Raw genomic sequence first — 20,414 nt, 5'->3', positions numbered from 1 at the left:
GCTGGCTCCCACAGGGATTTGTGGTGGTTTAGAGAGAACTCACCACTCGGCAAAGCTGCCGTCGGCATGACGCCAGATCGGATTGCGCCAGCGGTGGCCGACGGCGGCGCGTTCGATCACGTATTCCTCGTTGATTTCGATGCCCAGGCCCGGGCCGTTCGGGATCTTCACGAAGCCCTTGTCGTAGTCGAACACGCGCGGGTCTTTGACGTAATCGAGCAAGTCGTTGCTCTCGTTGTAGTGAATGCCCAGGCTCTGCTCCTGGATAAACGCGTTGTAACAAACCGCGTCCAGTTGCAAACAGGCCGCCAGTGCAATCGGCCCCAACGGGCAATGCAGCGCCAGCGCCACATCGTAGGCTTCAGCCATGTTGGCGATCTTGCGGGTTTCGGTAATGCCGCCGGCGTGGGACGCATCCGGTTGAATGATGTCGACGTAGCCTTCGCTCAACACGCGTTTAAAGTCCCAACGCGAGAACAGCCGCTCACCGAGGGCAATCGGCGTGCTGGTCAGTGGCGCCAGTTCTTTCAACGCTTCGTAGTTTTCGCTGAGTACCGGCTCTTCGATAAACATCAGTTTGTACGGGTCGAGTTCCTTCATCAGCACCTTGGCCATCGGCTTGTGTACCCGACCATGGAAGTCGACGCCGATGCCGACATTCGGCCCGACCGCGTCACGCACAGCGGCAACGTTGGCCAGCGCCAGATCGACTTTCTCGAAGGAATCGAGGAACTGCAGCTCTTCGGTGCCGTTCATTTTCACCGCAGTGAAACCACGGCTCACCGCCTCTTTCGCTGCCCGTGCGGTGTCTGCCGGACGGTCGCCACCGATCCACGAATACACACGAATCTTGTCACGTACCTGACCACCGAGCAGATCGCTGACCGACACCCCGAGCGCCTTGCCCTTGATGTCCCACAGCGCCTGATCGATACCCGCCAGCGCGCTCATGTGGATCGCGCCGCCACGGTAGAAACCGCCGCGATACAACACGGTCCAGATGTCCTCGATGTTGCGTGGGTCTTTGCCGATCAGGTAGTCGGACAATTCCTCAACCGCAGCGGCAACGGTATGCGCGCGACCTTCAACCACAGGCTCGCCCCAACCGGTCACGCCTTCGTCGGTTTCGACCTTGAGGAAGCACCAGCGCGGCGGGACGATGAACGTGGTGAGTTTGGTGATTTTCATCTTGTTGTCTCTCTTATCCGATGTGGCGCACCCGGCGCCAAAAAGTCTTAGCGAAGGGCTTTCCAGGCAGCGACATAGGCCTTGGCATTCACCGCCACTTGCTCAGCCGTCATGCCCGGTTTGAACAAGCCTGAACCGAGGCCGAAGCCTTTGACGCCAGCGTCGATAAACGCCTGCATGTTGTCCGGGGTGATGCCGCCAACCGGTGCCAGCACCGTGCCGGACGGCAGCACCGCGAGCCAGGCTTTGACGACCGCCGGGCCCATTTGCTCGGCAGGGAACATTTTCAGAATGTCCGCGCCCTCCTCCAGCGCCGCAAACGCTTCAGTCGGCGTGGCAACACCCGGCGACAGAAACAGCCCCGCCGCTTTTGCTGCACGCAGCACTTTGGCGTCGCTGTGCGGCATGACGATGACCTGGCCGCCGGCGTCTTTCACCAGCTCGACCTGTTCCGGGGTCAACACTGTGCCAGCACCAATCAGGCAATCGGCGGGCAACGTCTTGCGCAGGATGCGGATACTTTCGTACGGCGATGGGGAATTAAGCGGCACTTCAATGACGCGGAATCCGGCTGCATACAGGACTTCTCCGATAGCGGCAGCTTCCTGCGGATGCAGGCCACGCAGAATCGCGATCAGACCGTTTTGCGCCAATGCTTGCTTGAGCATGTCAGCCTCCAGTCGAGGGTTAACGGGATGAGGAATCGAGCAGTCCGGCGGCCAGCGCCAATTGCCACAAGCCACGCTCGGTGGCCTGCTCGGCCAGCGTCACCTTGGCGAAACCGCAGGCGTCGAGGGCACGGCTATACCGGGCACAGAGCTGGCTGTTGCCGATGAGGATGATTGACGGCAGATGCACGCTGTTGCGTCGTTGCCGCTGCACGGCGGCGAGCGCTGCCAGTTCATGGCCGATCATCAGGCCAGACAGATAATCAGCTTGCGCCGTCGGGCTGAGTTCGCCGGTCAGTCCCAAGGTGCGGGCACTGAACAGTGTCGACAATACGCCCAGCTCGCCGTCCGCCGAGAGCGCTACCTGAACACCGCGATCAAACGCCTGAGCATCGAACGTCGCGCCCTGCTGCTGGGTGCGGCCAAGAATGCTGTGTTCGCTGAGCACGGCGAACACTTCGCCGGTCATGAAGGTGTCGAAACGGGTGATGCAGCCGTCGGCCACTTCCACCCATTTCGAATGACTGCCCGGCAGGCCGATCAATAGATCGCTGCCCGCTTCGGGCGAAAGGTTTTGCAGGACGCCGAGCACCTGGGTTTCTTCGCCGCGCATCACGTTCGGCAGACGCGAACGTTGAATCACACCCGGCACGATGTGCACCAGCGTGCCGCGCAGACTGCGTATTGTTTGTAGGGAGTTTCCGAGATCCGCGACGTTTGCGGGTGTATCGCGGTAGGCCGCTTCGCGCCAGCCCTGAGCGCTGCCGACCATGCCGCAGGCGATCACCGGCAGCTCCGGCTGCGCATCGAGCCAATCGCCACAGGCTTCATCGAAGGCCAGTTCAAAACCATCGGCGCATTCGCGACCGTTGATGATTCGCGGCGTCTTCGGCAACTGCATGATCCCGGACGACAGCGAACGCTGCTCCAGCACCACACCGTCCGCCGCGAGTTTGTAAGCACGTAATGAGGTCGTCCCCCAATCGAGCGCGATCAATTGCGCCAGCATCGCTTCACCTGTTTTGTTTTTGGCAGTGAGTGCGACGGACTATAAACCTTGGCGGAGGAAAATCTCAATATATAAATATCATTCCCACATTGCGGGATTTGAGTGCGTGCTAATTTTTATCCTGACAAGGCTGACTATCGGGGTCCGCCATCACGAAGATCTCAAAGGAGCGATGTGTAGGGAAGCGACAGTAAAACGGTGATTGAGGCATACCGTAGACTGCCTCAATCATTGGGGAGGGGGTTTACCGTATATCGATCGCCTGCACCAGATCGGTGGTTGGAACATGCATGATGCTAGATACATACGTTCTATTGGAGGTAGTGTGAACTCTAAAGGCACACGCTATAAATTCTTTCTTGACCAAAACATCATGCAACGCTTTCCCTCCGAGAATCAGTTCCTCTCCCTGTAACTTTCCGGCCTCGCGAAAAATTACTTTTGATTCGTAATGCCCTCCCGTCGTGTCATTGATGAACCTGACACTACCGCGTCCGGAGCGCTTCAAATAATGCCCAATCGAAAAATCAAGGTCGTCTTCCAGAGCACAGACAAGTCCCTCTCCAATGGCAGGACCGAACAAGGCCAAAAGATCAGTATCGCTGGTGAAACTTATCAGAATACCTAGACTACCTTGAGTGACTTCAACGCGATCATAACTCAGCGTAGCGACAGGACGCCCATGATCGGTAGAACATGAAACCAAGAATGCTAGCGCGAATAAAGTTACGAAAAAACGTTTCATTTTTGCTCTCTAAAGAAACTGAGTATCGACTCAGCCATCAGTTGGCGTGCCGATTTGCCACCTGCCAGCGGCTTTGTGAACATCACGTTGGCGAACGCATGGTTGACATCAACTGTGCCGTTGACATTGGGTCCCGATGTGATTTCCCACTGCTCTCCCATGTCGGCAATGAAGTCGGAAAAATTACGGTCATTGACTTTGGCCGCTCGCACATTTACCCAGAAATCTGCTTTAGGCTTGGGCACCTGCTTATATATTTTTGAAAGACCATAAACAATTTTACCTTGCCCAACAGGGTCTAGAGTAATCAACATTCTCACGTTGTACCCTTTATCGGTCAAAACGCTGGAAAGGTGCGCACCATTCCAACCACCCAAACTATGACCAACAATATAAATGGCAGTCGCCATATCAGGTATCTTGCTAAGAATATTGGTATTCAAATCTTCATCAGTAATAAACTTGTTATAGGCCAACGGAAACACAGGACAACGGTACGCATAACCTAAACTATCAGCATCTTCGACAACCAGATCGCGTACGTAGTTGACGTTCCAGTTGGGGCCACTGACATAGTAGCGTTCCTGATCTCCTGCACCACCGACAAAAAACACATAGATATTTTTTACACAGATAGCTACTTTTTTTACGCAGGTATCTTTCGGGTCTGTCAGGGCATGATCGCATGCTTCTCTTTTTGGCAAACTTGCCTTTGCTGCCGCACTTTCTTCAGCCACAGCAATCACTCCACAAACAATTTGATGGTTTCTGCCAGATGTGAACTGACCGTATGCGTAAATCCTGACGCATCAGTAATGCCATGCTCTTCACTGCCGTCACCACGCTGAATGGTGTAAGGGTGATAAGGCACAGGTTCTCCAGTCGCGTCATTTACCACTTGCAACCTATCAGTGAAATGCACCGGCATCGGCAACAACCCGCTAAACGCCGCCCCTCCGCCGCTCTGGCCAATAATCACCGTCCCTGATCCACCGACCACGACATTGCCATGCCCTCCGGTGCTGTCGAGCATCGCGGCGTTCAGGCCGTTGATGAATACGGTGGCGGACACTGCGCCGGTAATCGGCTGCCGCACGCCGATTTATCGGTCATGCGCGCAGCGGCGAGGCCGTCGAAGAATACGTCCGGTGAGCCAGAGACGATCGGGTTGTTGCCGTGACCGGGCAATGGGCAGGCGGTCGGGTCGGTGACGCGTGCAGCGGGTTTACCACTCAATTCAAAGCTCCTTGCTTCTGGGGTTCCGGGTGCGGCTGATAGATGTCGACGTCGGTCGCGGCGAAGCACCAGCGGTTGTCGACCGGGTCGAACAACGCGTGGCAATGCTCGCGGCTGTCTGGAGGTGTGACGGTTTGTACGAGTCGCCAGGCTTCGTCGACTTGCCAGCCCAGTTCGGCGGGCGTGGCGTCATCGAGTTCGTTGAGCCAGGCGTTGTAGTTGCGCAGGCGTATCTGCTCGTAGGTGGTCTGCAGCAGCTCGGCCATTTGCGCGCCGAGGTCCAGATGATGTTCGGCAGTCCACTGGCCGATCTCGGAATAGACGTACCAGCCCATCGGCGACAAGGCACCTTCGAGCAGCAGCGAATCACCCGCCACCGCAACGAAGCCGCAGCAGACGTGCAGCATCAGCCAGCCCTGATGGGCATCGATGAACCCATTCGGATCGAAATTGCGCAACGGGATCACGCGATAGCCATCGAGCCCTGCGCTACGCGCCATCAGCTCATCGCCGGTCACTCATTGACGCAGCGAAGGCTCCACGGGCGTGGAGGATTTGTGCCAGAGGCATTGCAGGTGTCGTCCGTGAGCGCGCAAAAATGGCGCGTAGAATGCCGGACTAGAGCGTTGGCGACAATCTAATTAATATTGGATTGCCATCACCGCAATCAACCCTCGGCAAACTCACGCAAAACCTTGCCATCCATGCGGTAGCGCACCCACTCTTCCTGCGGTTGGGCGCCGAGGGATTTGTAGAAGTCGATGGCCGGGGTGTTCCAGTCGAGCACGCTCCATTCGAAGCGGCCACAGTCGTTGGCACAGGCGATTTTTGCCAGATGCCGCAACAGGGTTTTACCGGCGCCGCCACCACGTTGCTCCGGGGTGATGTAGAGGTCTTCGAGGTACAGACAGTTGCTGCCCAGCCAGGTCGAGTAACTGAAGAAGAACACCGCGAAACCGATCGGCAGGCCGTCGCGCAGGCAGATCAGGCCATGGGCGGTGGCGCCTTCGCCGAACAGGCTGCGCTCGATGTCGGCAACACTGGCGATGACTTCATGACGAGCCTTTTCGAAATCGGCGAGTTCGGTGATGAACGCGAGGATTTGCGGTGCATCGCTGGGGGTCGCCGGGCGGATCTCGATCGTCATGGACGGGCCTTGTCGGAAATGGAAAAGGACATACTAAGGCGGCATTTCCATTGTGGCGAGGGAGCGTGCTCCCGCTGGGTTGCGTAGCGGCCCCAAATCCAGTCACTGTGGTGGATCAGCCAGACCGTGTTTTGTGGGTTTGCGACTGCTTCGCAGCCGAGCGGGAGCAAGCTCCCTCGCCACGGAAGTCCAACTCAACGGTGAGAATTTCTATGTCTGCCAGCGCATTTGCACCACTGATAAAGCTCGCTACAACGCTGCTGCCCCACGCCCTCGAACCTTCGGAAGACGGCGCCCACGATCTCTCGCACCTGCAACGCGTGTGGCACAACGCGCGCACTTTGCAGGCCGAAGAAGGCGGCGACCTCGAAGTGCTGCTTGCAGCGGTGTTGCTGCACGACTGTGTCGCGGTGGAAAAGAACTCACCACTGCGCTCACAAGCCTCGCGTCTGGCGGCAAAAAAAGCCACGTCGGTGCTGCTGGAAATGCACTGGTCTGAAGAAAAAATCACTGCAGTCAGCCACGCTATCGAAGCCCATAGCTTCTCCGCCAACATCACCCCGCTGACCCTTGAAGCGAAAATCGTCCAGGACGCCGACCGACTCGACTCGCTAGGCATGCTCGGCGTCGCCCGCACCTTCTACGTCGCCGGACGCATGGGTTCGGCGCTGTACGACCCGAATGATCCCGAAGCCAAAGAACGTGACTACGACGACACACGTTTCTGCCTCGACCATTTCCAGACCAAGCTGCTGCACCTCGCCGACGGCTTTCAGACCGCCGCCGGCCAGCGTCTGGCGCAACTACGCCACCAAAGCCTGAAAGGTTTCATGGAGCAGTTCAAGGAAGAAATCGGCATCGTTTGAGCGCATTACTCCGGCCCGCGACGATCCTGAGATCACGAACCTCAGACCTAACTCCCAAGCCCGACGTGTTAGATAGATGACGCTCACTTTTTCGGTCAAGGAACCGCGTCATGCCGCCAGCAACACCTCAGGTTTCGGGCAGATTGTTCGGCCTGTTCTGCCTCGCCAGTTATCTGTTGTCGCTGTCTTACGGCGCGACGTTTTTGTTGTCGCTGCTGATCGGTTCACGCGGCGGCAATGAACACGACGCCGGCAGCGTGATCAGCGCGGCGATGCTCAGCACGTTCGTTGCGGTGCTGATGTCCGGGCATCTGTCCGATCTGCTCGGCGCGGCACGCACGATTGCCTTGTTCGGCCTGTTGTTGGTTGCGGCCAGTCTGGGTTTTGCGCTGACGCCGGGCTTCGGTCATCTGCTGCTGTTTTTCGGCTTGTTGCTCGGCCTCGGCTGGGGCGTTTTTTATACGCTGGGGCCGATCATCGTCGCCAGCCTGGTGACGCCGACGCAGCGGGCGAAATATTTCGCCCTGCTCTCCGGGAGCATGATGACCGGTATCGGCAGCGGCCCGTTGCTCGGACGCGCGGCCAGTGCACTCGGTTTGCCGGTGACCTCGGCGTTTTATCTGGCGGCGCTGGCGAGCCTGATTGGCGTGCTGTTGTTCTGGCGACTCGGCACACGATTGAGCGGCAGCCAGAGCACCTCGGCGGCACGCATTTCATGGCGGGCGACCACGCAAGTGCTCAGCTCCCGCGCGCTGTTCCCGATCATCATGGTTGGCCTCGGCGGTTGCGTGTTCGGCGGTCTGTCGAGCTTCCAGACCAGCTACGCCGCGATGCGCTCGCTGGATTATTCGTTGTTCTTCCTTGGCTTCATGAGCGCGGCGATCAGCAGTCGCATGTTGATCGCCGGCATCGTGGTCAAGCGTGATCCGTTGCGCGCTTCGTGTTTGTTGTCGGGGTTGATGCTCGCGTCGATCGTGATGTTCGCGTTCGGCGTACACAACGGCTTCAGCTACCTGCTCGCCGCCGTGATGCTCGGCGTCGGATATGGCCTGACCTACTCGGTAATCAACGGACTCGCCGCCAACGAAGCCCCGCCAGGCACCACCTCACAGGCGTTGCTGTTGTTCAGTCTTGCCTACTTCATCGGGGTGTTCGGCTTTCCGTTGCTGGCAGGGAAAATCATCGTTGAACAGGGCATGCCCGCGCTGCTGATTACGGTGCTGGCGGTGGCGCTGTTGAACTGGTTGATCACCGTAGGCCGCTTGTTCGCACGCCGCGTCAGAAGCAAAACTGCAGCGTCGGCCTAGACCGTTCGTCGTTCATCAGGCACCAATGCCGCACGAGGGCGGCCAAAGATCAGGTATGGATTCCAATCACTGGAGACGCCCTATGATCTCGTCAAGGTTGACTGCCCTCGTATTCACCGCGCTGCTCTGCCCCGCAGCGTTCGCCGCCACCGCCGCCGGTACCGGCCCGACCGATCCGGTCGAGCGGCCGAAAGCCCCCGCCATCCAGAGTGCCCCCGGAATGAACACCGATGGCTCCGGCGTGGAAAGCGCTTTACCCCCCGCTACCGGCACTGACCCACGCACCCAAGGTAACGATCCGGGTCGCCAGGGCGGCACGTCCGGCAATCCCGTTCCGCCAGATAACTCCGGCACCGGCACCGGCTCGAAAACCACCACCGGTGGCTCGGGCTCTGAAGGCTCCGGCCAGTAATTTCTACAGACGCACACCCTATCCACATCCATGAAGAGGTAAGCATGAACGTTGATAAAAACCTGGAAAAAGAAGTCCTCACCCGTCTGCTGCACGCTCATCCGAGCGGGCTGGGCAAAGAGGTGCTGGACAATTATCGGGGGGAGAAAGTCGTGGCCAGCGCCCTCGCTGCCTTACAGGATCGCGGACTGATTCATCACGGTCATGTGACCTGCAACGAGGCCGGCGAACACTCGCTGAACCTGCCCATCAAGCTGAGCGCCGCTGGCGTTGAAGCGGCACGCAAACTCGATCTGCAGTAGTCCCCCGGCCGCTCGCCACATAGCGAGCGGCCGGACTTTTCAACAAGAGGAGAAATCCCATGCCTCGTGGAAGCAAAGACAAATACACCGCCGAGCAAAAGCGCAAGGCCGAACACATCGAAGACAGCTATGAACACAAAGGCTTGTCGAAGGATGAGGCCGAAGCGCGTGCTTGGGCGACGGTGAACAAGCAGTCGGGCGGCGGTGAAAAATCCGGCGGTTCCGGACGCAAGAAACCGGCGAGCGCCAAGTCTGAGGATCGCAAGGAATCGGGTCGGCGTGCGGCGGCGAGTCGTGAGGGGCATCCGCGAAGCAGCAAGGCTTCGCGGGACACGCAGACTGTCGATAGTTTGCGTAAAGAAGCCCGCGCGAAGAAGATTCCGGGCCGGTCGTCGATGCGTAAGGATGAGTTGATTGTGGCGCTGCGCAAGGCGGGTTAAGTCCTGATTTTGCAGTGAGGCTCATGCAGCCATCGCTGGCAGGCCAGCTCCCACAGTTGACCATGGCCGTTCACAAAATCCTCTGTAGGAGTGAGCCTGCTAGCGATGGCGTTAGATCAGTCGCCGCTGATCAAAGCATCCACCTCAGCAGTGCCGGGCGAAGTCGCCGGCCCCCAGCGCGTTACCGCCAGCGCTGCAGCAGCATTCGCCCGCCTCGCCGCATCAAACGCCGCAAGCCCCTGCGCCAACCCAGCCACAAACACCCCGGCATGCGCGTCACCAGCACCATTGCTATCAACGGCTTTCACCGGGAAACCCGGCACATGCTTACGTTCATCACCCTGATGAATCCAGCAACCCTGCGGCCCGTCGCGCACCACCATCAGCACCTCTGCGGGCAGATGCTCAGCGAGACGATCCAGTGCCGTGGCAATGTCTTCAGCGCCGGTAAACCGCAGCGCTTCGACACTGTTGCTGGTCCAGACATCAATGCGCGGCAACAACGCCTGCATCAATGGCGAGTCCGGTGATTCCACCAATGGGCCCGGATCGAACACCACGCTTACGGTGCTCGGTAACGCCAATGTCCAGTCCAGCAGCGCTTGGGCTTTGCCGATGTGCAGCAGGCTGTAGCCGCTGACATAGACATAATCCCCCGCCTCGGCCGCGACGCTATTCAGATCGTCGACAGTCACTTCACCTTCGGCACCGATGTAGGAAATGAAGCTGCGCTCAGCCGAGGCATCGGTCAGCGCCACGCAGATTCCAGTGTCTTGCGCGGCGGGTTTCTCGATGCCGATGCAGATGCCTTCAGCGTTCATCGCCTGCCGCGCCAGATCGCCGAAACGCCCGGTGCCATGCCGACCGAGATAGACCACCGGCAAGCCATTGCGCACCGCTGCCGCCATCACATTGAAACCGCCGCCCGCCTCGAATCCGGCAGACTTCGCGAGTACGTCGCCACCGATCTGCGGCAATTTATCCACGGCCATGACCAGGTCGATGATGACCTGGCCGGTGTGCAACATCTTAGGCATGAGCATTCTCGGCTTGCGCGGCACGGCGATCTTTCGCCCCGCCGAGTACGAAGTAAATGCCACCGGCCACCACGAAGGTCACGATCCAGCCGAGGCCGTTGTGGCCCAGCCACGAGTCGGACAGGAAGCCCTTGAACCAGACATTTTCCGCCGTGGTGCCAATAGTGGTGAAGCTGAAACCGAGCACGATGGCGATGGCCCACGCGCCGAATGCGCGCCACTCGATGCCGCCGCGATACCAATAGGCGCTGCTTGGGCTGACGTCGAGCAGGTCTTTCGGGCTGTAGTAATGACGGTGAATCAGATCGACGATGAAGATCCCGACCCACGCGGTAATTGGCACCGCCAGCAGGGAAATGAACGTGATGAACGGGCCGTAAAAGCTGTCGGCGATCAGCATGAAATAAATCGAACCGGCGAAGATCGCGACGATATCGACCACCACCGCGTAGACGCGTTTGACCTTGAGGCCGAGGGTCAGCGTGGTCAAACCGGCGGAGTACACCGACAGGTTGTTCGACAGCAGCAAACCACCGAACGCGGTGATCAGATACGGCACAGCCATCCAGGTTGGCAGCATGTCGCGGATCGCCACAATCGGGTCAGTCGCCGACGCCAGATCGTTGTTGCCGACTGACAGCAGACCACCGAGGGTGATCAGCAGCACCAGCGGAATCCCCGCACCGAACGCCGCCGAAGCGACCAGGCGCACGGCTTTGACGCTGCGATGCTGGTAGCGCGACATGTCGGCGCCAGCGTTGGCCCAGCCGATCCCGGTGCCGGCCGCCATGGTGCCGATGCCGATAATCATCGCGCTCATCGGTGCCGGCGTGGCGTTGAACACCGCGCTCCAGTCGATGGTCGCGCAGAGGAAGCCGCCGACCAGCAGATTCAGCGCACCGAACACGTAAGTCGCCCACTTTTGAATCACCAGTAAGGTCGCGTGGCCAAGACCCGAGACCGACAGGGTCAGCAGCACGAAAATCGCGATGAACAGCAGCGTCAGTGCCGGGGCGCTTTTGGCTTCGACGGGCGAGCCGAACAGGATCGAGCACAGCGACAGCAGTACGAACGCGGCGGTGGTGGTATTGACGGTTTCCCAGCCCAGACGCGACATCAGCGAGACCAGCGTCGGGCCGATATTGCCGCGTACGCCGAAGATTGCGCGCGACAGGGTCAGGCTCGGTGCACGACCACGACGGCCTGCGATGGAGATGATCCCGACCACGGCGAACGAACCGGCCGCTCCGATAATGGCGACGATGATCGCCTGCCAGATCGCCAACCCGCGAAACGCCACCAGCGTGGCACCCAGCGGCAGGCCGAGGATGGAAATGTTGGCGGCGAACCAGACCCAGAACAGTTGCAGCGGATGACCGTTGCACTCGGCTTCCGGCACCGGCTCGATGCCCCGGGTTTCCAGTTGCCCGGCACTTTGCCCGGCGCTTGATGAACTCATGAAAAATGCTCCTGTTTGCCTTTTTTGTGGTTGTGGCAATGATGCAAAACGACAAGACATCACGGCCGTCCCGGCCTGTCTGCGCGATCCATTGCGGGTATTTTTTTGAGGAGGCGGTGCGCCCATCGCTAGCAGGCTAGCTCCCACACTGAAAATGTGCGGTTCACACAGTCCCTGTGGGAGCTGGCCTGCCAGCGATGGCGCCAGTCCAGTCAGCGCAGAGCCAAAAGCCCCAGCACTAACGGTTCCAGCTCCAGATGATTGACGCTTTTCACCGTTTCGATCATCGCCGCAGGCCAGCACTCAAGACCCAGGCAGGCCCCGAGCATTGCGCCAAGAATCGCGGCGATGGTGTCGGTGTCGCCACCCAGGCTTGCAGCCATGCACAAGGCATCGAACGCGGTCATTTCGCCGATGGCAACCTGTTGCGCCAGTGCGAACGAAACCACCACCGATTCCTGCGATGCCACCGACGTGCCGATCACGTCGTAGAGCAGATCCGCCAGCAGCGCCTTGTCGCTGTCGACACTGATAGTGCGCGCCCAACTGATGCGTGAAGCGATGCGTCCACCGGCCACCCAGTGACCCTGCGCTTGAGCTTGTTGCGCGATTTGCTGGCCGAGGTTCAATGCCTCGCCGAGGTCCACGCCGTTAATCCCGGCCGAGACCACTGCCGCCACCGCTGCCGCACTGGAAATCCCCAACGTCGTGTTGTGCGTGACCTGACAAGCCTGCACCACCGCCGCGATAAAACGCTCAGGGTCGCTCACATCTGCTGCGATCCCAACGGGGGTAATGCGCATTGCCGCGCCGTTGGTGGTGCCGTAACGTCCGGCCTCTTCCGGCGAGTGGCCGGCGAGGATCATTTCGATAGCGCGTTTGGTCGAAGGCCCGAGCAGATCCTGCGAGCCCTTGGCCTGCATCTCGGCTTCCCATTCGATCAACCGTTGCGCGAGCACTGCCGGTTCGATCCGGCCAGCGCCTTCAACCAACAATTCGCCGACCAGAATCGCCTGTTCGGTGTCATCGGTGATCGAGCCCTTGGGCATGTTGGCGGCAATCGGTTGCAGCGGGCCGGCGTCTTGCAGATCGGTAATCTGGCCGAAACGCGATTTGATGGTTTCGCGGTCCAGCGATTGAGTCGGCATGCCCAGCGCGTCGCCAAGCGCCAGGCCATAAAACGCACCGAGGGCACGATTGAGCGCAGTCATTTCGAGGCTCCAAATTGCAGGTGCAGACGAAAATGCACCGGGTCGAGCAGGCTTTCGACCTGTTCCATGAAACGGTTCTGCCGATCGTAGGTGGTGCGCAGGGCTTTGAGGAACACCGTGCCTTGCGGGCGACCGAGCAATTCGGCATCGACGGCATTCAACGGTTCGGCGCCGATCCACTGATCGCCACGCTCGCCGATGTAGCCGTAGGCCGCAAGCGTGATGGTCAGCGAGTTGTCGATCAGACCGACACGCGGCAGGCTTTCGAGGCCACCGGTGGCGGGCATCAACGAACGCTCCAGCGACACCAGCGTGCCTTCGTTGGAACGGCGGCGTCGGTCGAGGGTGATGAATTTGTCAGTGCCGAACATGGCCAGCAGATCGGGCCGGGTCACGGCTTCGAGGCGCAGCACTTCGGTGTTGATCATCGCCCCGGTATCGGCCAGCGCTTGCGCCCAGCCGCTGCGCTGGTCGAGCACCACACCGTCATAGGTGACGATTGAGCCGACACCGCTTTGCGTGGCGATGTAATTGCGCCGTTTCAACTCGGCCAGCGCTTCGCGCAACGTGCCACGGCTGACGTTGAATTCCTGAGCCAACTGATGCTCGCCGGGCAACAGAAAGCCGTCCTCCATGAGGCCGCTTTCGATGCGTCGGACGAGTTCGTCGACCACCCGTTGTTTCTTGTCAAATCGTACCTGTCTAATCATGTACAAAGTGATAACCGAAACCGGCTTGTATGGGCAAGGAATATTTGGGGAAGGTGACGAGAGGCGGAAGACTGCGCGATCTATTGTAGGAGTGAGCCTGCTCGCGATGACGTTGGCACATCCAGCATCGATGTGACTGAAAGGACGCTATCGCGAGCAGGCTCACTCCTACAAGGGGAGTGCGGTTTACCGTTGTTTTAGGCGGTCGATGACCACCGCCAACAGCAGGATCGAGCCTCGAATCACGTATTGGTAGAACGTGTCGATATTCTTCAGGTTCATCGCATTCTCGATGATCGCCAGAATCAACACCCCGGCAATCACATGCCGAATCATGCCGATCCCGCCGCTCAGCGACACGCCGCCCAGCACGCATGCGGAAATCACCGTCAGCTCGAACCCCTGGCCGATCATCGGCTGCCCCGAGGTCATCCGCGACGCCAGAATCACCCCGGCCAACGCACCGATCAAACCATGCACAGCGAAGATAATTATCTTGGTGCGATCAACATTCACCCCGGCCAGCAACGCCGCTTCCTGATTACCGCCGATGGCCATGGTGTTGCGCCCATAGGTGGTGTAATTCAGCAGCCAGCCGAAGAACAGGAAGCAAACGACGGTGATCAGAATCGGCACCGGCACGCCGAACAACTGACCGTTGCCGAACACGAAGAACGATTCCTGCGACACGCCCACCGCTTTGCCGTTGGCAAAAATGTAGGCCAGACCACGGACGATTTGCATGGTCGCCAATGTCGTGATCAACGCATTGACCCGTAACTTGGCAATCACGATTCCGTTGATCAGCCCGACAATCAGGCCCATCAACAGCGCCGCACAAACGCCGAGAAACACGCTGTTGGTGTCACGCATCACCACTGCCGCGACCACGCCGGCGCAGGCAATCACCGAGCCCACCGACAAGTCGAAGTGCCCAGACGCCAGGCAATACAACATGGTGCACGCGGCAATCCCGGTGGTGGAAATCGCCAGGCCGAGGCCGCGCATGTTCAGCGGTGAAAGGAAGTTGTCGATCAACAAAGTACAAGCGACAAAAATGCCGATGGCCGCCAGCAACATGACCCAATCATCGAGGAAGCGGCGCATGTCCAAAGGTTTGCGCTCGGTTGGCAGGGTTTTGTTTTGGGTCGTCATCATAGTCACCTCTCAGTTCGCCACGCCGTCAGCGCGTTGGCGCGGCAAAGCCAGTTGCAGCAAGTTGGATTCGTTGGCCTCGGCGCGGCTGACTTCGCCGCGCAACGCGCCTTCACACAGCACCAGAATGCGGTCGGAAATGCCCATGACCTCCATGAGATCGCTGGACACCACGATCACCGCAATGCCATCGGCGGCGAGGTTATGGATGATCTGATAGATCTCGGCCTTGGCCCCGATATCGATGCCACGGGTCGGCTCGTCGAGCAGCAGGACTTTCATCGGCATCGACAACCAGCGACCGAGAATGGCCTTCTGCTGATTGCCGCCGGAGAGAAACTTGATCTGTTGCCCGGCGTGGGGTGTTTTCACCTTCAGCGCCTTGATCTGCTTGTCGGCGTTGCCCTTTTCCCACAGCCCACGGATCAGGCAGCCAAAGCCGGAATGGGCGCCACGCGCACTGATGTTGATGTTCTCGGCGACACTGGCCAGCGGAATAATCCCTTCTTTCTTACGATCCTCTGGACACAGCAGAATCCCGGCCGCAATCGCGTCACGCGGTGAACGCAGTTTCAGGTCATGACCGCGCAGCTTGAGGCTTCCGGCGGTGTTGCGCTCCAGACCACTGAGCAAGCGAAACAACTCAGTGCGCCCTGCCCCGACCAGTCCGAACAAACCGAGAATTTCGCCTTTGTGCGCTTCGAAACTCACCGGCTCACGCAGGCCCGGCCCGAGCAGACCATCGACTTTCAGCGCCACCGCGCCACGCGGACGGTCGCGGTAATCGTAGATGTCCTGAATGTCGCGACCGACCATGCACGTCACCAGTTGATCGTGGGTCAACTGGCTCATGTCCTCGAATGTGCGCACGTAGCGGCCATCCTTGAACACGGTCACTGCATCGCAGATGCGGAACACTTCTTCCATGCGATGGGAGACGTAGAGCACCACTTTGCCCTCGTCGCGCAAGCGGCCAATGATCGCCATCAAGCGATCGATTTCGCGCGCCGAAAGGCTGCTGGTCGGCTCGTCGAACGCGATCACATGCGCACCGCGTGACAGCGCCTTGGCGATTTCCACCAGTTGCCGCTGGCCGAGAGACAGGCGCCCGACTTTGGTCTGCGGATCGATTTCATCGGCCAGGCCCTTGAGACAAGCCAAGGCATTCTGGCGCAGCGCCCCGCGATTGATCAGGCCGAAACTCGCCGGCAGATGGCCGAGAAACAGGTTCTCGGCCACGGTCATTTCCGGGACCAGATGCAACTCCTGGTGAATCACCGCGACGCCGCTGCTGATGCTGTCGGCGGTGGACTTGAACGCCATCGTCCGCTCGCCGATCTGCAACTCGCCACTGCTGGGAATGTAGGCGCCGCCGAGGATTTTCAGCAGGGTCGATTTACCGGCGCCGTTCTCGCCCATCAAGGCGTGAACCTGCCCCGGATGGGCGACGAAGCTGATGCCATCCAGCGCTTTCACACCGGGAAAGGTCTTGCCGATCCCGTTGAAGCGCAGGCTGCCACCCCGCTCAGTCAAACCGTGTTCGTGTGTCTGTACTTGCGCGTGCATAAAGCCACCTCTTCACACCGATCAAACGGCCCGGCTACCCGGGCCGTTGCTGCGTCAGTTCCACAAGCCGATTTTTTCCAGCTCTTGCTTGAAGTTCTCGCGGGTGATCAGGGTGACGTCGTCCATCGCCGTGTATTTCGGCGGCTCTTTGCCGGTGGTGACCCACTCGAACATCATGCTGGCGGTGTTGTAGCCCTCGATGTGCGGGCTCGGCAGCATCGAACCGAAGAAACCGCTGTTAGGCTTTTTCAGCTCGCCGATGGCGTCGGTGCCGTTGATGCCGATGCCGATCACGTTGGTTGCGGCAAACCCTGCCGCTTCGGTGGCGCGCACGCCGCCGAGCACGGTGTTGTCGTTCATGCCGCCGATGATCAGGTTCTTCGCCGCGCTCGGTAGTTTCACCAGCGCCGAGTTGGTGGCGTCCATGCTGCCCGGGACGTCGAGGGTTTTCAGGGCGGCAAAGAGGATGTGCTCTTTCGGCATGCCGGCGTCTTCGAGGGCTTTGACCGAGCCGTCGGTGCGCTTCTTGCCGGTGTCGAGTTCGTTGTAGGTGTTGACCACCGCGTAGGTGTCTTTCCAGTCCCAGTTACGCTTTTTCGCTTCGGCGGCCATTGCGGCGCCCTGCTTCTGGCCAACTTCGAACGCGGCCATGCCCAGATACGGCACGTCTTCCATGAACTTGCCATTGGCGTCGACAAAACGGTCGTCGACGGCCATCACTTTCAGATCATTGAGTTTGGCTTTGGCCATGATTGCCGGGCCGAGCGACACATCCGGCGGGCAGATCACAAAGCCCTTGGCACCGTTCGCCGCCAAGCTGTCGATGGCCGAGAGGGTTTTCTCACCGTCAGGTACGGCGATCTTGATCAGTTCAAAGCCTTTGTCCTTGGCGGCTTTCTCGGCGAAGGCCCATTCGGTCTGGAACCATGGCTCTTCGGCTTGTTTGACCAGGAAACCGATTTTCACGGTGTCGGCGGCGAGCAGCGAACTGCTGAGGCTGAATGCGGTAACCGCGAGCGCGGTACTGCACAGGGTACGAATCCCGAAACGACGTTTCATAAGCAGACTCCTTGTTATTTTTTTTGAGCATTATTTGAAAAGCGTTAAAGCATGTTCCTGTGAAGCATGATGAAAAAAGCCAAATCATATGATGATTGGATTTCAGACGGACTCCTCCGCACCAAAGCCAATCCATTCAGTCGTGGTACATCACCGAGCGGCCACCATCGATGGTGATGCACGAGGCATTGATGAACGGCGCTTCATCACTGGCCAGGAAAACGGCAGTCATCGCCACTTCGCTCGGCTGGCCGATGCGTTTTGGCGGATGCAGATCGAACGCACGCTGACGTTCGGCCTGCGGATCAGCAAAACCGTTCCAATAATCGATGTTGAGTTGGGTTTCGATATAGCCCGGGGCGATGGCGTTGACGCGAATACCCTTGGCGGCGTATTCGATACCGAGGGCGCGGGTCAGCCCGAGCAGGCCATGTTTGGCGACCGGGTACGGGAAGCAACCGGGAATGATGTGGCTGGAATGGGTCGAGGCGATGTTGATGATGCTGCCGATGCCTTGTTCGATCATCTGCGGCAGCACGGCTTTGCAGCCGTACCAGGCGCCGTCGAGGTCGATGGCGAAGCAACGATGCCAGTCTTCTTCGGTCATCAACAGCGGATCACGGAATACGTTGACCCCGGCGCAGTTGACCAACACATCGATGCGCCCGTGCAGTTCGACGGCAAGCTTCGCCATGGCATGCAGGTCATGCTGGCGCGACACGTCGGCCTTGATTGCTTGCACATCAGCGCCTTGCTCGCGCCAGTGCGCGGCAACTTTCTCGACTTTTTCGGCCTGAATATCGCTGATCACCAGTTTCGCCTGCTGAGCGGCAAAGCTCGCGACGATGGCTTCACCGATGCCTTGGGCGGCACCGGTCAGCAGCACGACCTTGTTTTTCAGCCGCTCACCTTTCGGCGGCGCAGGCACCGGCGGCAAGGACAGAGGCTCAGCCATGGATCAACACTCCGCAAGGGAGTGCGGTAGAAATTCGCTGCATCACTTCACCTGTTTTGTTTTTTTAAAGTGTGAGTGCGTGTTACTGCTGGAGCCGACTATAAACCCGACCACTAAATAATCTCAATATATAATTTTGCATCCCATATTTCGGGATTTAATCAGCAAACCTCGTACACAGTTTTCCCGGGACATCGACCCGCAGCGACAGCACCGCGCCGTCCAGCGCATGGTTATGCGGACTGTTGGCGCTGGTGATGTACAGGGTTTTCAAGTCTTCACCACCGAATACGCAACTGGTCGGACGGCTGACGGGCAGATCAATGACCCGGTCAACGTTGCCCTCGGGCGACAGGCGCAGCAGGCAGCTGCCATCCCAGCGCGCATTCCAGATATAGCCTTCGGCATCCATTGCCGAACCGTCCGGCCCGCCGTGTTGATCGGGGCCGTACCAGACTTGTGCGGGATCGAGATTGCCGTCGGTGCGAACGAAGTAGCGATAGAGGGTGCTGTCGAGGCTGTCGCCGAACAGCAATTGGCTGCCGTCATCACTCCATAGCAAGGTGTTGGGAATCCCGAGGCCACGCAGCAGCGGCGTGACGCGTTTGTCGGGATCGATGCGGAACAGGCCACCGCTGCGGCGGGCGATCGGCAAATCCTCGCCCTGCTCACCGATGTTGTTTTGCATGGTGCCGAGCCACAGGCGGCCCTGACCGTCGCAACGGGCTTCGTTGGGGCGGTTGCCGGGTTGCGGGTCGGCGACGCAGAACAGTGTCAGGCGCGGTTCCAGTCCCGGGGAATCGAGATCCAGTCGATAGACGCCGCTGCTCAGGGTGACGAGTGCATCGCCGCTGGCGCACGGAATGAACGCTGAAACGTGCTCGGGCATCTGCCAGATCTGCACGTTCTGGCCGATCAGGCGCAATGCCTGTTTACCGGCGATATCGACCCAGTACAGCGCTTGGGTCGGCGCATCCCAGAAAGGGCCTTCACCGAGTTGGGCGCGGTGTTGGGTCAGGGCGGTCCAGGTCATATCGAATCCTTCTTGTTTTTTGTGGGAGCTAGCCTGCTGGCGATAGCGGGCGACACCCTTGTCGCATGTGATGCCGTCATCGCTAGCAGGCTAGCTCCCACAGGGGATTATTTTGTGTCAGCTGGCTTTTTTGTCGGCGATGACTTGGGGGTAGAAGCGTTTGATCGCCAGGTCTGCGTTGTCGATCAGGGTCATGCAGGCCCACACGCCCCGGGCAGAATCTCGGGCGGCGATGGCGTCGGCCATGTCTTTGTGGATCGGCAAGGTGCGGCGCAATTCGTCGGGGTCAGCGGCGGACACTTCAAAAGACACCGCGAGCAATGCGCCGAGCGCCGGGACCATTTGTTCGATGAACTGGTTATGGCTGGCGGCGAGAATGCATTCGTGGAAGGACTGGTCGGCGCGGTTGTAATCGACGCCGCTGGCGACTGCCCGCTCCAGTGCGTTGTAAGCCAGTTGCACAGCTTCGACTTGCTCGACGGTGGCGCGCTCGCACGCCCAGCGCACGGCCATCGGCTCGATGGTGCGGCGCAGGTCGAGCAGGTCATCGACAAAATTTTCCGGCAGGCCGTTGCGCGACAGCCAACCGACGACTTGCGGATCGAACAGATTCCAGCGCCGAACCGGCAACACCCGGGTGCCGACTTTCGGCCCGACTTCGAGCATGCCTTTGGCAACAAGGGTTTTGATCGCTTCGCGGATGACCGTGCGGCTGACCCCGAGCTGTTCACCCAGATCGGCCTCGACCTTGATCGTCTGCCCCGGCTTCACCTGGCCGGCGGCAATCCAGCCACCCAGCCAGTCGACCGTTGATGCATGAAAGCTGCTGGACATGGACACCTCAAAGCGGTTCGCGATGGGTGCTTACGCTAATCATCATATGATTGGGAGTCAATACACAAAAAACCT

At 59.4% G+C, this 20,414-nt stretch carries 22 protein-coding genes and 1 pseudogene; 5 read left to right on the top strand and 18 right to left on the bottom strand.

Annotated elements, in window-relative coordinates; genetic code table 11:
* Nucleotides 1–39: 39 nt before the first annotated feature.
* The 8 genes and pseudogenes from dgoD to ACTWLJ_RS15230 form a co-directional block, all read right to left on the bottom strand.
* Entirely contained in the window at nt 40–1,188 is a 1,149-nt protein-coding gene (gene dgoD, locus ACTWLJ_RS15265; RefSeq protein WP_007903915.1) for a galactonate dehydratase, read from the bottom strand.
* Between the two features lie 47 nt (nt 1,189–1,235).
* Complete coding sequence (locus ACTWLJ_RS15260) at nt 1,236–1,856, bottom strand: 2-dehydro-3-deoxy-6-phosphogalactonate aldolase (RefSeq protein ID WP_445177427.1); 621 nt, start codon at nt 1,854–1,856, stop codon at nt 1,236–1,238.
* 19 nt (nt 1,857–1,875) lie between these two features.
* Nucleotides 1,876–2,865: a 2-dehydro-3-deoxygalactonokinase gene (locus ACTWLJ_RS15255; protein ID WP_445177426.1), complete on the bottom strand. Its 990-nt coding sequence runs from the start codon at nt 2,863–2,865 to the stop codon at nt 1,876–1,878.
* A 244-nt stretch (nt 2,866–3,109) separates the two neighbouring features.
* Nucleotides 3,110–3,610, bottom strand: a complete 501-nt coding sequence (locus tag ACTWLJ_RS15250) for a hypothetical protein (RefSeq protein ID WP_445177425.1) — start codon at nt 3,608–3,610, stop codon at nt 3,110–3,112.
* Nucleotides 3,607–4,347: an alpha/beta hydrolase gene (locus ACTWLJ_RS15245; RefSeq protein WP_401215903.1), complete on the bottom strand. Its 741-nt coding sequence runs from the start codon at nt 4,345–4,347 to the stop codon at nt 3,607–3,609. Before ACTWLJ_RS15245 ends, ACTWLJ_RS15250 begins: the two co-directional genes overlap by 4 nt.
* A 5-nt stretch (nt 4,348–4,352) precedes the next feature.
* Nucleotides 4,353–4,846: pseudogene (locus ACTWLJ_RS15240) on the bottom strand (PAAR domain-containing protein).
* Complete coding sequence (locus tag ACTWLJ_RS15235; protein WP_445177424.1) at nt 4,843–5,346, bottom strand: hypothetical protein; 504 nt, start codon at nt 5,344–5,346, stop codon at nt 4,843–4,845. The pseudogene ACTWLJ_RS15240 and the gene ACTWLJ_RS15235 overlap by 4 nt, the downstream one beginning before the upstream one ends.
* Before the next feature lie 167 nt (nt 5,347–5,513).
* Nucleotides 5,514–5,993, bottom strand: coding sequence for a GNAT family N-acetyltransferase (locus ACTWLJ_RS15230; RefSeq protein ID WP_166224709.1), 480 nt, complete (start codon nt 5,991–5,993; stop codon nt 5,514–5,516).
* Nucleotides 5,994–6,205: 212 nt separating this feature from the next.
* Between ACTWLJ_RS15230 and ACTWLJ_RS15225 the strand changes: the two genes are divergently transcribed.
* From ACTWLJ_RS15225 to ACTWLJ_RS15205, 5 genes are all read left to right on the top strand, one after another.
* Nucleotides 6,206–6,859: an HD domain-containing protein gene (locus tag ACTWLJ_RS15225; protein ID WP_445177423.1), complete on the top strand. Its 654-nt coding sequence runs from the start codon at nt 6,206–6,208 to the stop codon at nt 6,857–6,859.
* A 110-nt stretch (nt 6,860–6,969) separates the two neighbouring features.
* Nucleotides 6,970–8,166, top strand: coding sequence for an MFS transporter (locus ACTWLJ_RS15220; protein WP_445177422.1), 1,197 nt, complete (start codon nt 6,970–6,972; stop codon nt 8,164–8,166).
* An 82-nt stretch (nt 8,167–8,248) separates the two neighbouring features.
* The gene (locus tag ACTWLJ_RS15215) at nt 8,249–8,578 is read left to right on the top strand and encodes a hypothetical protein (protein WP_401215913.1); all 330 of its coding nucleotides are present in this window, start codon (nt 8,249–8,251) and stop codon (nt 8,576–8,578) included.
* Between the two features lie 44 nt (nt 8,579–8,622).
* Complete coding sequence (locus ACTWLJ_RS15210; protein WP_016986009.1) at nt 8,623–8,880, top strand: hypothetical protein; 258 nt, start codon at nt 8,623–8,625, stop codon at nt 8,878–8,880.
* Between the two features lie 59 nt (nt 8,881–8,939).
* Nucleotides 8,940–9,320 carry a Rho termination factor N-terminal domain-containing protein gene (locus ACTWLJ_RS15205; RefSeq protein ID WP_445177421.1) on the top strand — a complete coding sequence of 127 codons (381 nt, stop codon included), beginning with the start codon at nt 8,940–8,942 and terminating at the stop codon, nt 9,318–9,320.
* 116 nt (nt 9,321–9,436) lie between these two features.
* Here ACTWLJ_RS15205 and ACTWLJ_RS15200 read toward each other — a convergent pair whose 3' ends face one another.
* The 10 genes from ACTWLJ_RS15200 to ACTWLJ_RS15155 form a co-directional block, all read right to left on the bottom strand.
* A complete protein-coding gene (locus ACTWLJ_RS15200; protein WP_445177420.1) occupies nt 9,437–10,357 on the bottom strand; it encodes a PfkB family carbohydrate kinase in 921 nt (306 codons plus the stop codon).
* Nucleotides 10,350–11,816 carry a purine-cytosine permease family protein gene (locus ACTWLJ_RS15195; protein ID WP_445177419.1) on the bottom strand — a complete coding sequence of 489 codons (1,467 nt, stop codon included), beginning with the start codon at nt 11,814–11,816 and terminating at the stop codon, nt 10,350–10,352. The genes ACTWLJ_RS15200 and ACTWLJ_RS15195 overlap by 8 nt, the downstream gene beginning before the upstream one ends.
* 212 nt (nt 11,817–12,028) lie before the next feature.
* A complete protein-coding gene (locus ACTWLJ_RS15190; protein ID WP_445177418.1) occupies nt 12,029–13,027 on the bottom strand; it encodes an ADP-ribosylglycohydrolase family protein in 999 nt (332 codons plus the stop codon).
* A complete protein-coding gene (locus ACTWLJ_RS15185) occupies nt 13,024–13,737 on the bottom strand; it encodes a GntR family transcriptional regulator (RefSeq protein WP_445177417.1) in 714 nt (237 codons plus the stop codon). Before ACTWLJ_RS15185 ends, ACTWLJ_RS15190 begins: the two co-directional genes overlap by 4 nt.
* A gap of 186 nt (nt 13,738–13,923) precedes the next feature.
* Nucleotides 13,924–14,892 carry an L-arabinose ABC transporter permease AraH gene (gene araH, locus ACTWLJ_RS15180; RefSeq protein ID WP_445177416.1) on the bottom strand — a complete coding sequence of 323 codons (969 nt, stop codon included), beginning with the start codon at nt 14,890–14,892 and terminating at the stop codon, nt 13,924–13,926.
* A 12-nt stretch (nt 14,893–14,904) separates the two neighbouring features.
* Nucleotides 14,905–16,458, bottom strand: a complete 1,554-nt coding sequence (gene araG, locus ACTWLJ_RS15175) for an L-arabinose ABC transporter ATP-binding protein AraG (protein WP_401215927.1) — start codon at nt 16,456–16,458, stop codon at nt 14,905–14,907.
* 54 nt (nt 16,459–16,512) lie between these two features.
* Nucleotides 16,513–17,517: a substrate-binding domain-containing protein gene (locus ACTWLJ_RS15170; RefSeq protein WP_401215929.1), complete on the bottom strand. Its 1,005-nt coding sequence runs from the start codon at nt 17,515–17,517 to the stop codon at nt 16,513–16,515.
* Nucleotides 17,518–17,653: 136 nt separating this feature from the next.
* A complete protein-coding gene (locus ACTWLJ_RS15165) occupies nt 17,654–18,472 on the bottom strand; it encodes an SDR family oxidoreductase (protein ID WP_445177415.1) in 819 nt (272 codons plus the stop codon).
* 157 nt (nt 18,473–18,629) lie between these two features.
* Complete coding sequence (locus ACTWLJ_RS15160; RefSeq protein WP_445177414.1) at nt 18,630–19,505, bottom strand: SMP-30/gluconolactonase/LRE family protein; 876 nt, start codon at nt 19,503–19,505, stop codon at nt 18,630–18,632.
* A 117-nt stretch (nt 19,506–19,622) separates the two neighbouring features.
* Nucleotides 19,623–20,339 (bottom strand): FadR/GntR family transcriptional regulator, encoded by a 717-nt coding sequence (locus tag ACTWLJ_RS15155; RefSeq protein ID WP_401215935.1) that lies wholly within the window; start codon nt 20,337–20,339, stop codon nt 19,623–19,625.
* Between the last annotated feature and the right edge of the window lie 75 nt (nt 20,340–20,414).

It is taken from the genome of Pseudomonas sp. McL0111 (genome assembly GCF_052567255.1).
The sequence above is the reverse complement of the archived record's forward strand: the minus strand, read 5'-3'. Positions and strand labels throughout refer to the sequence as shown.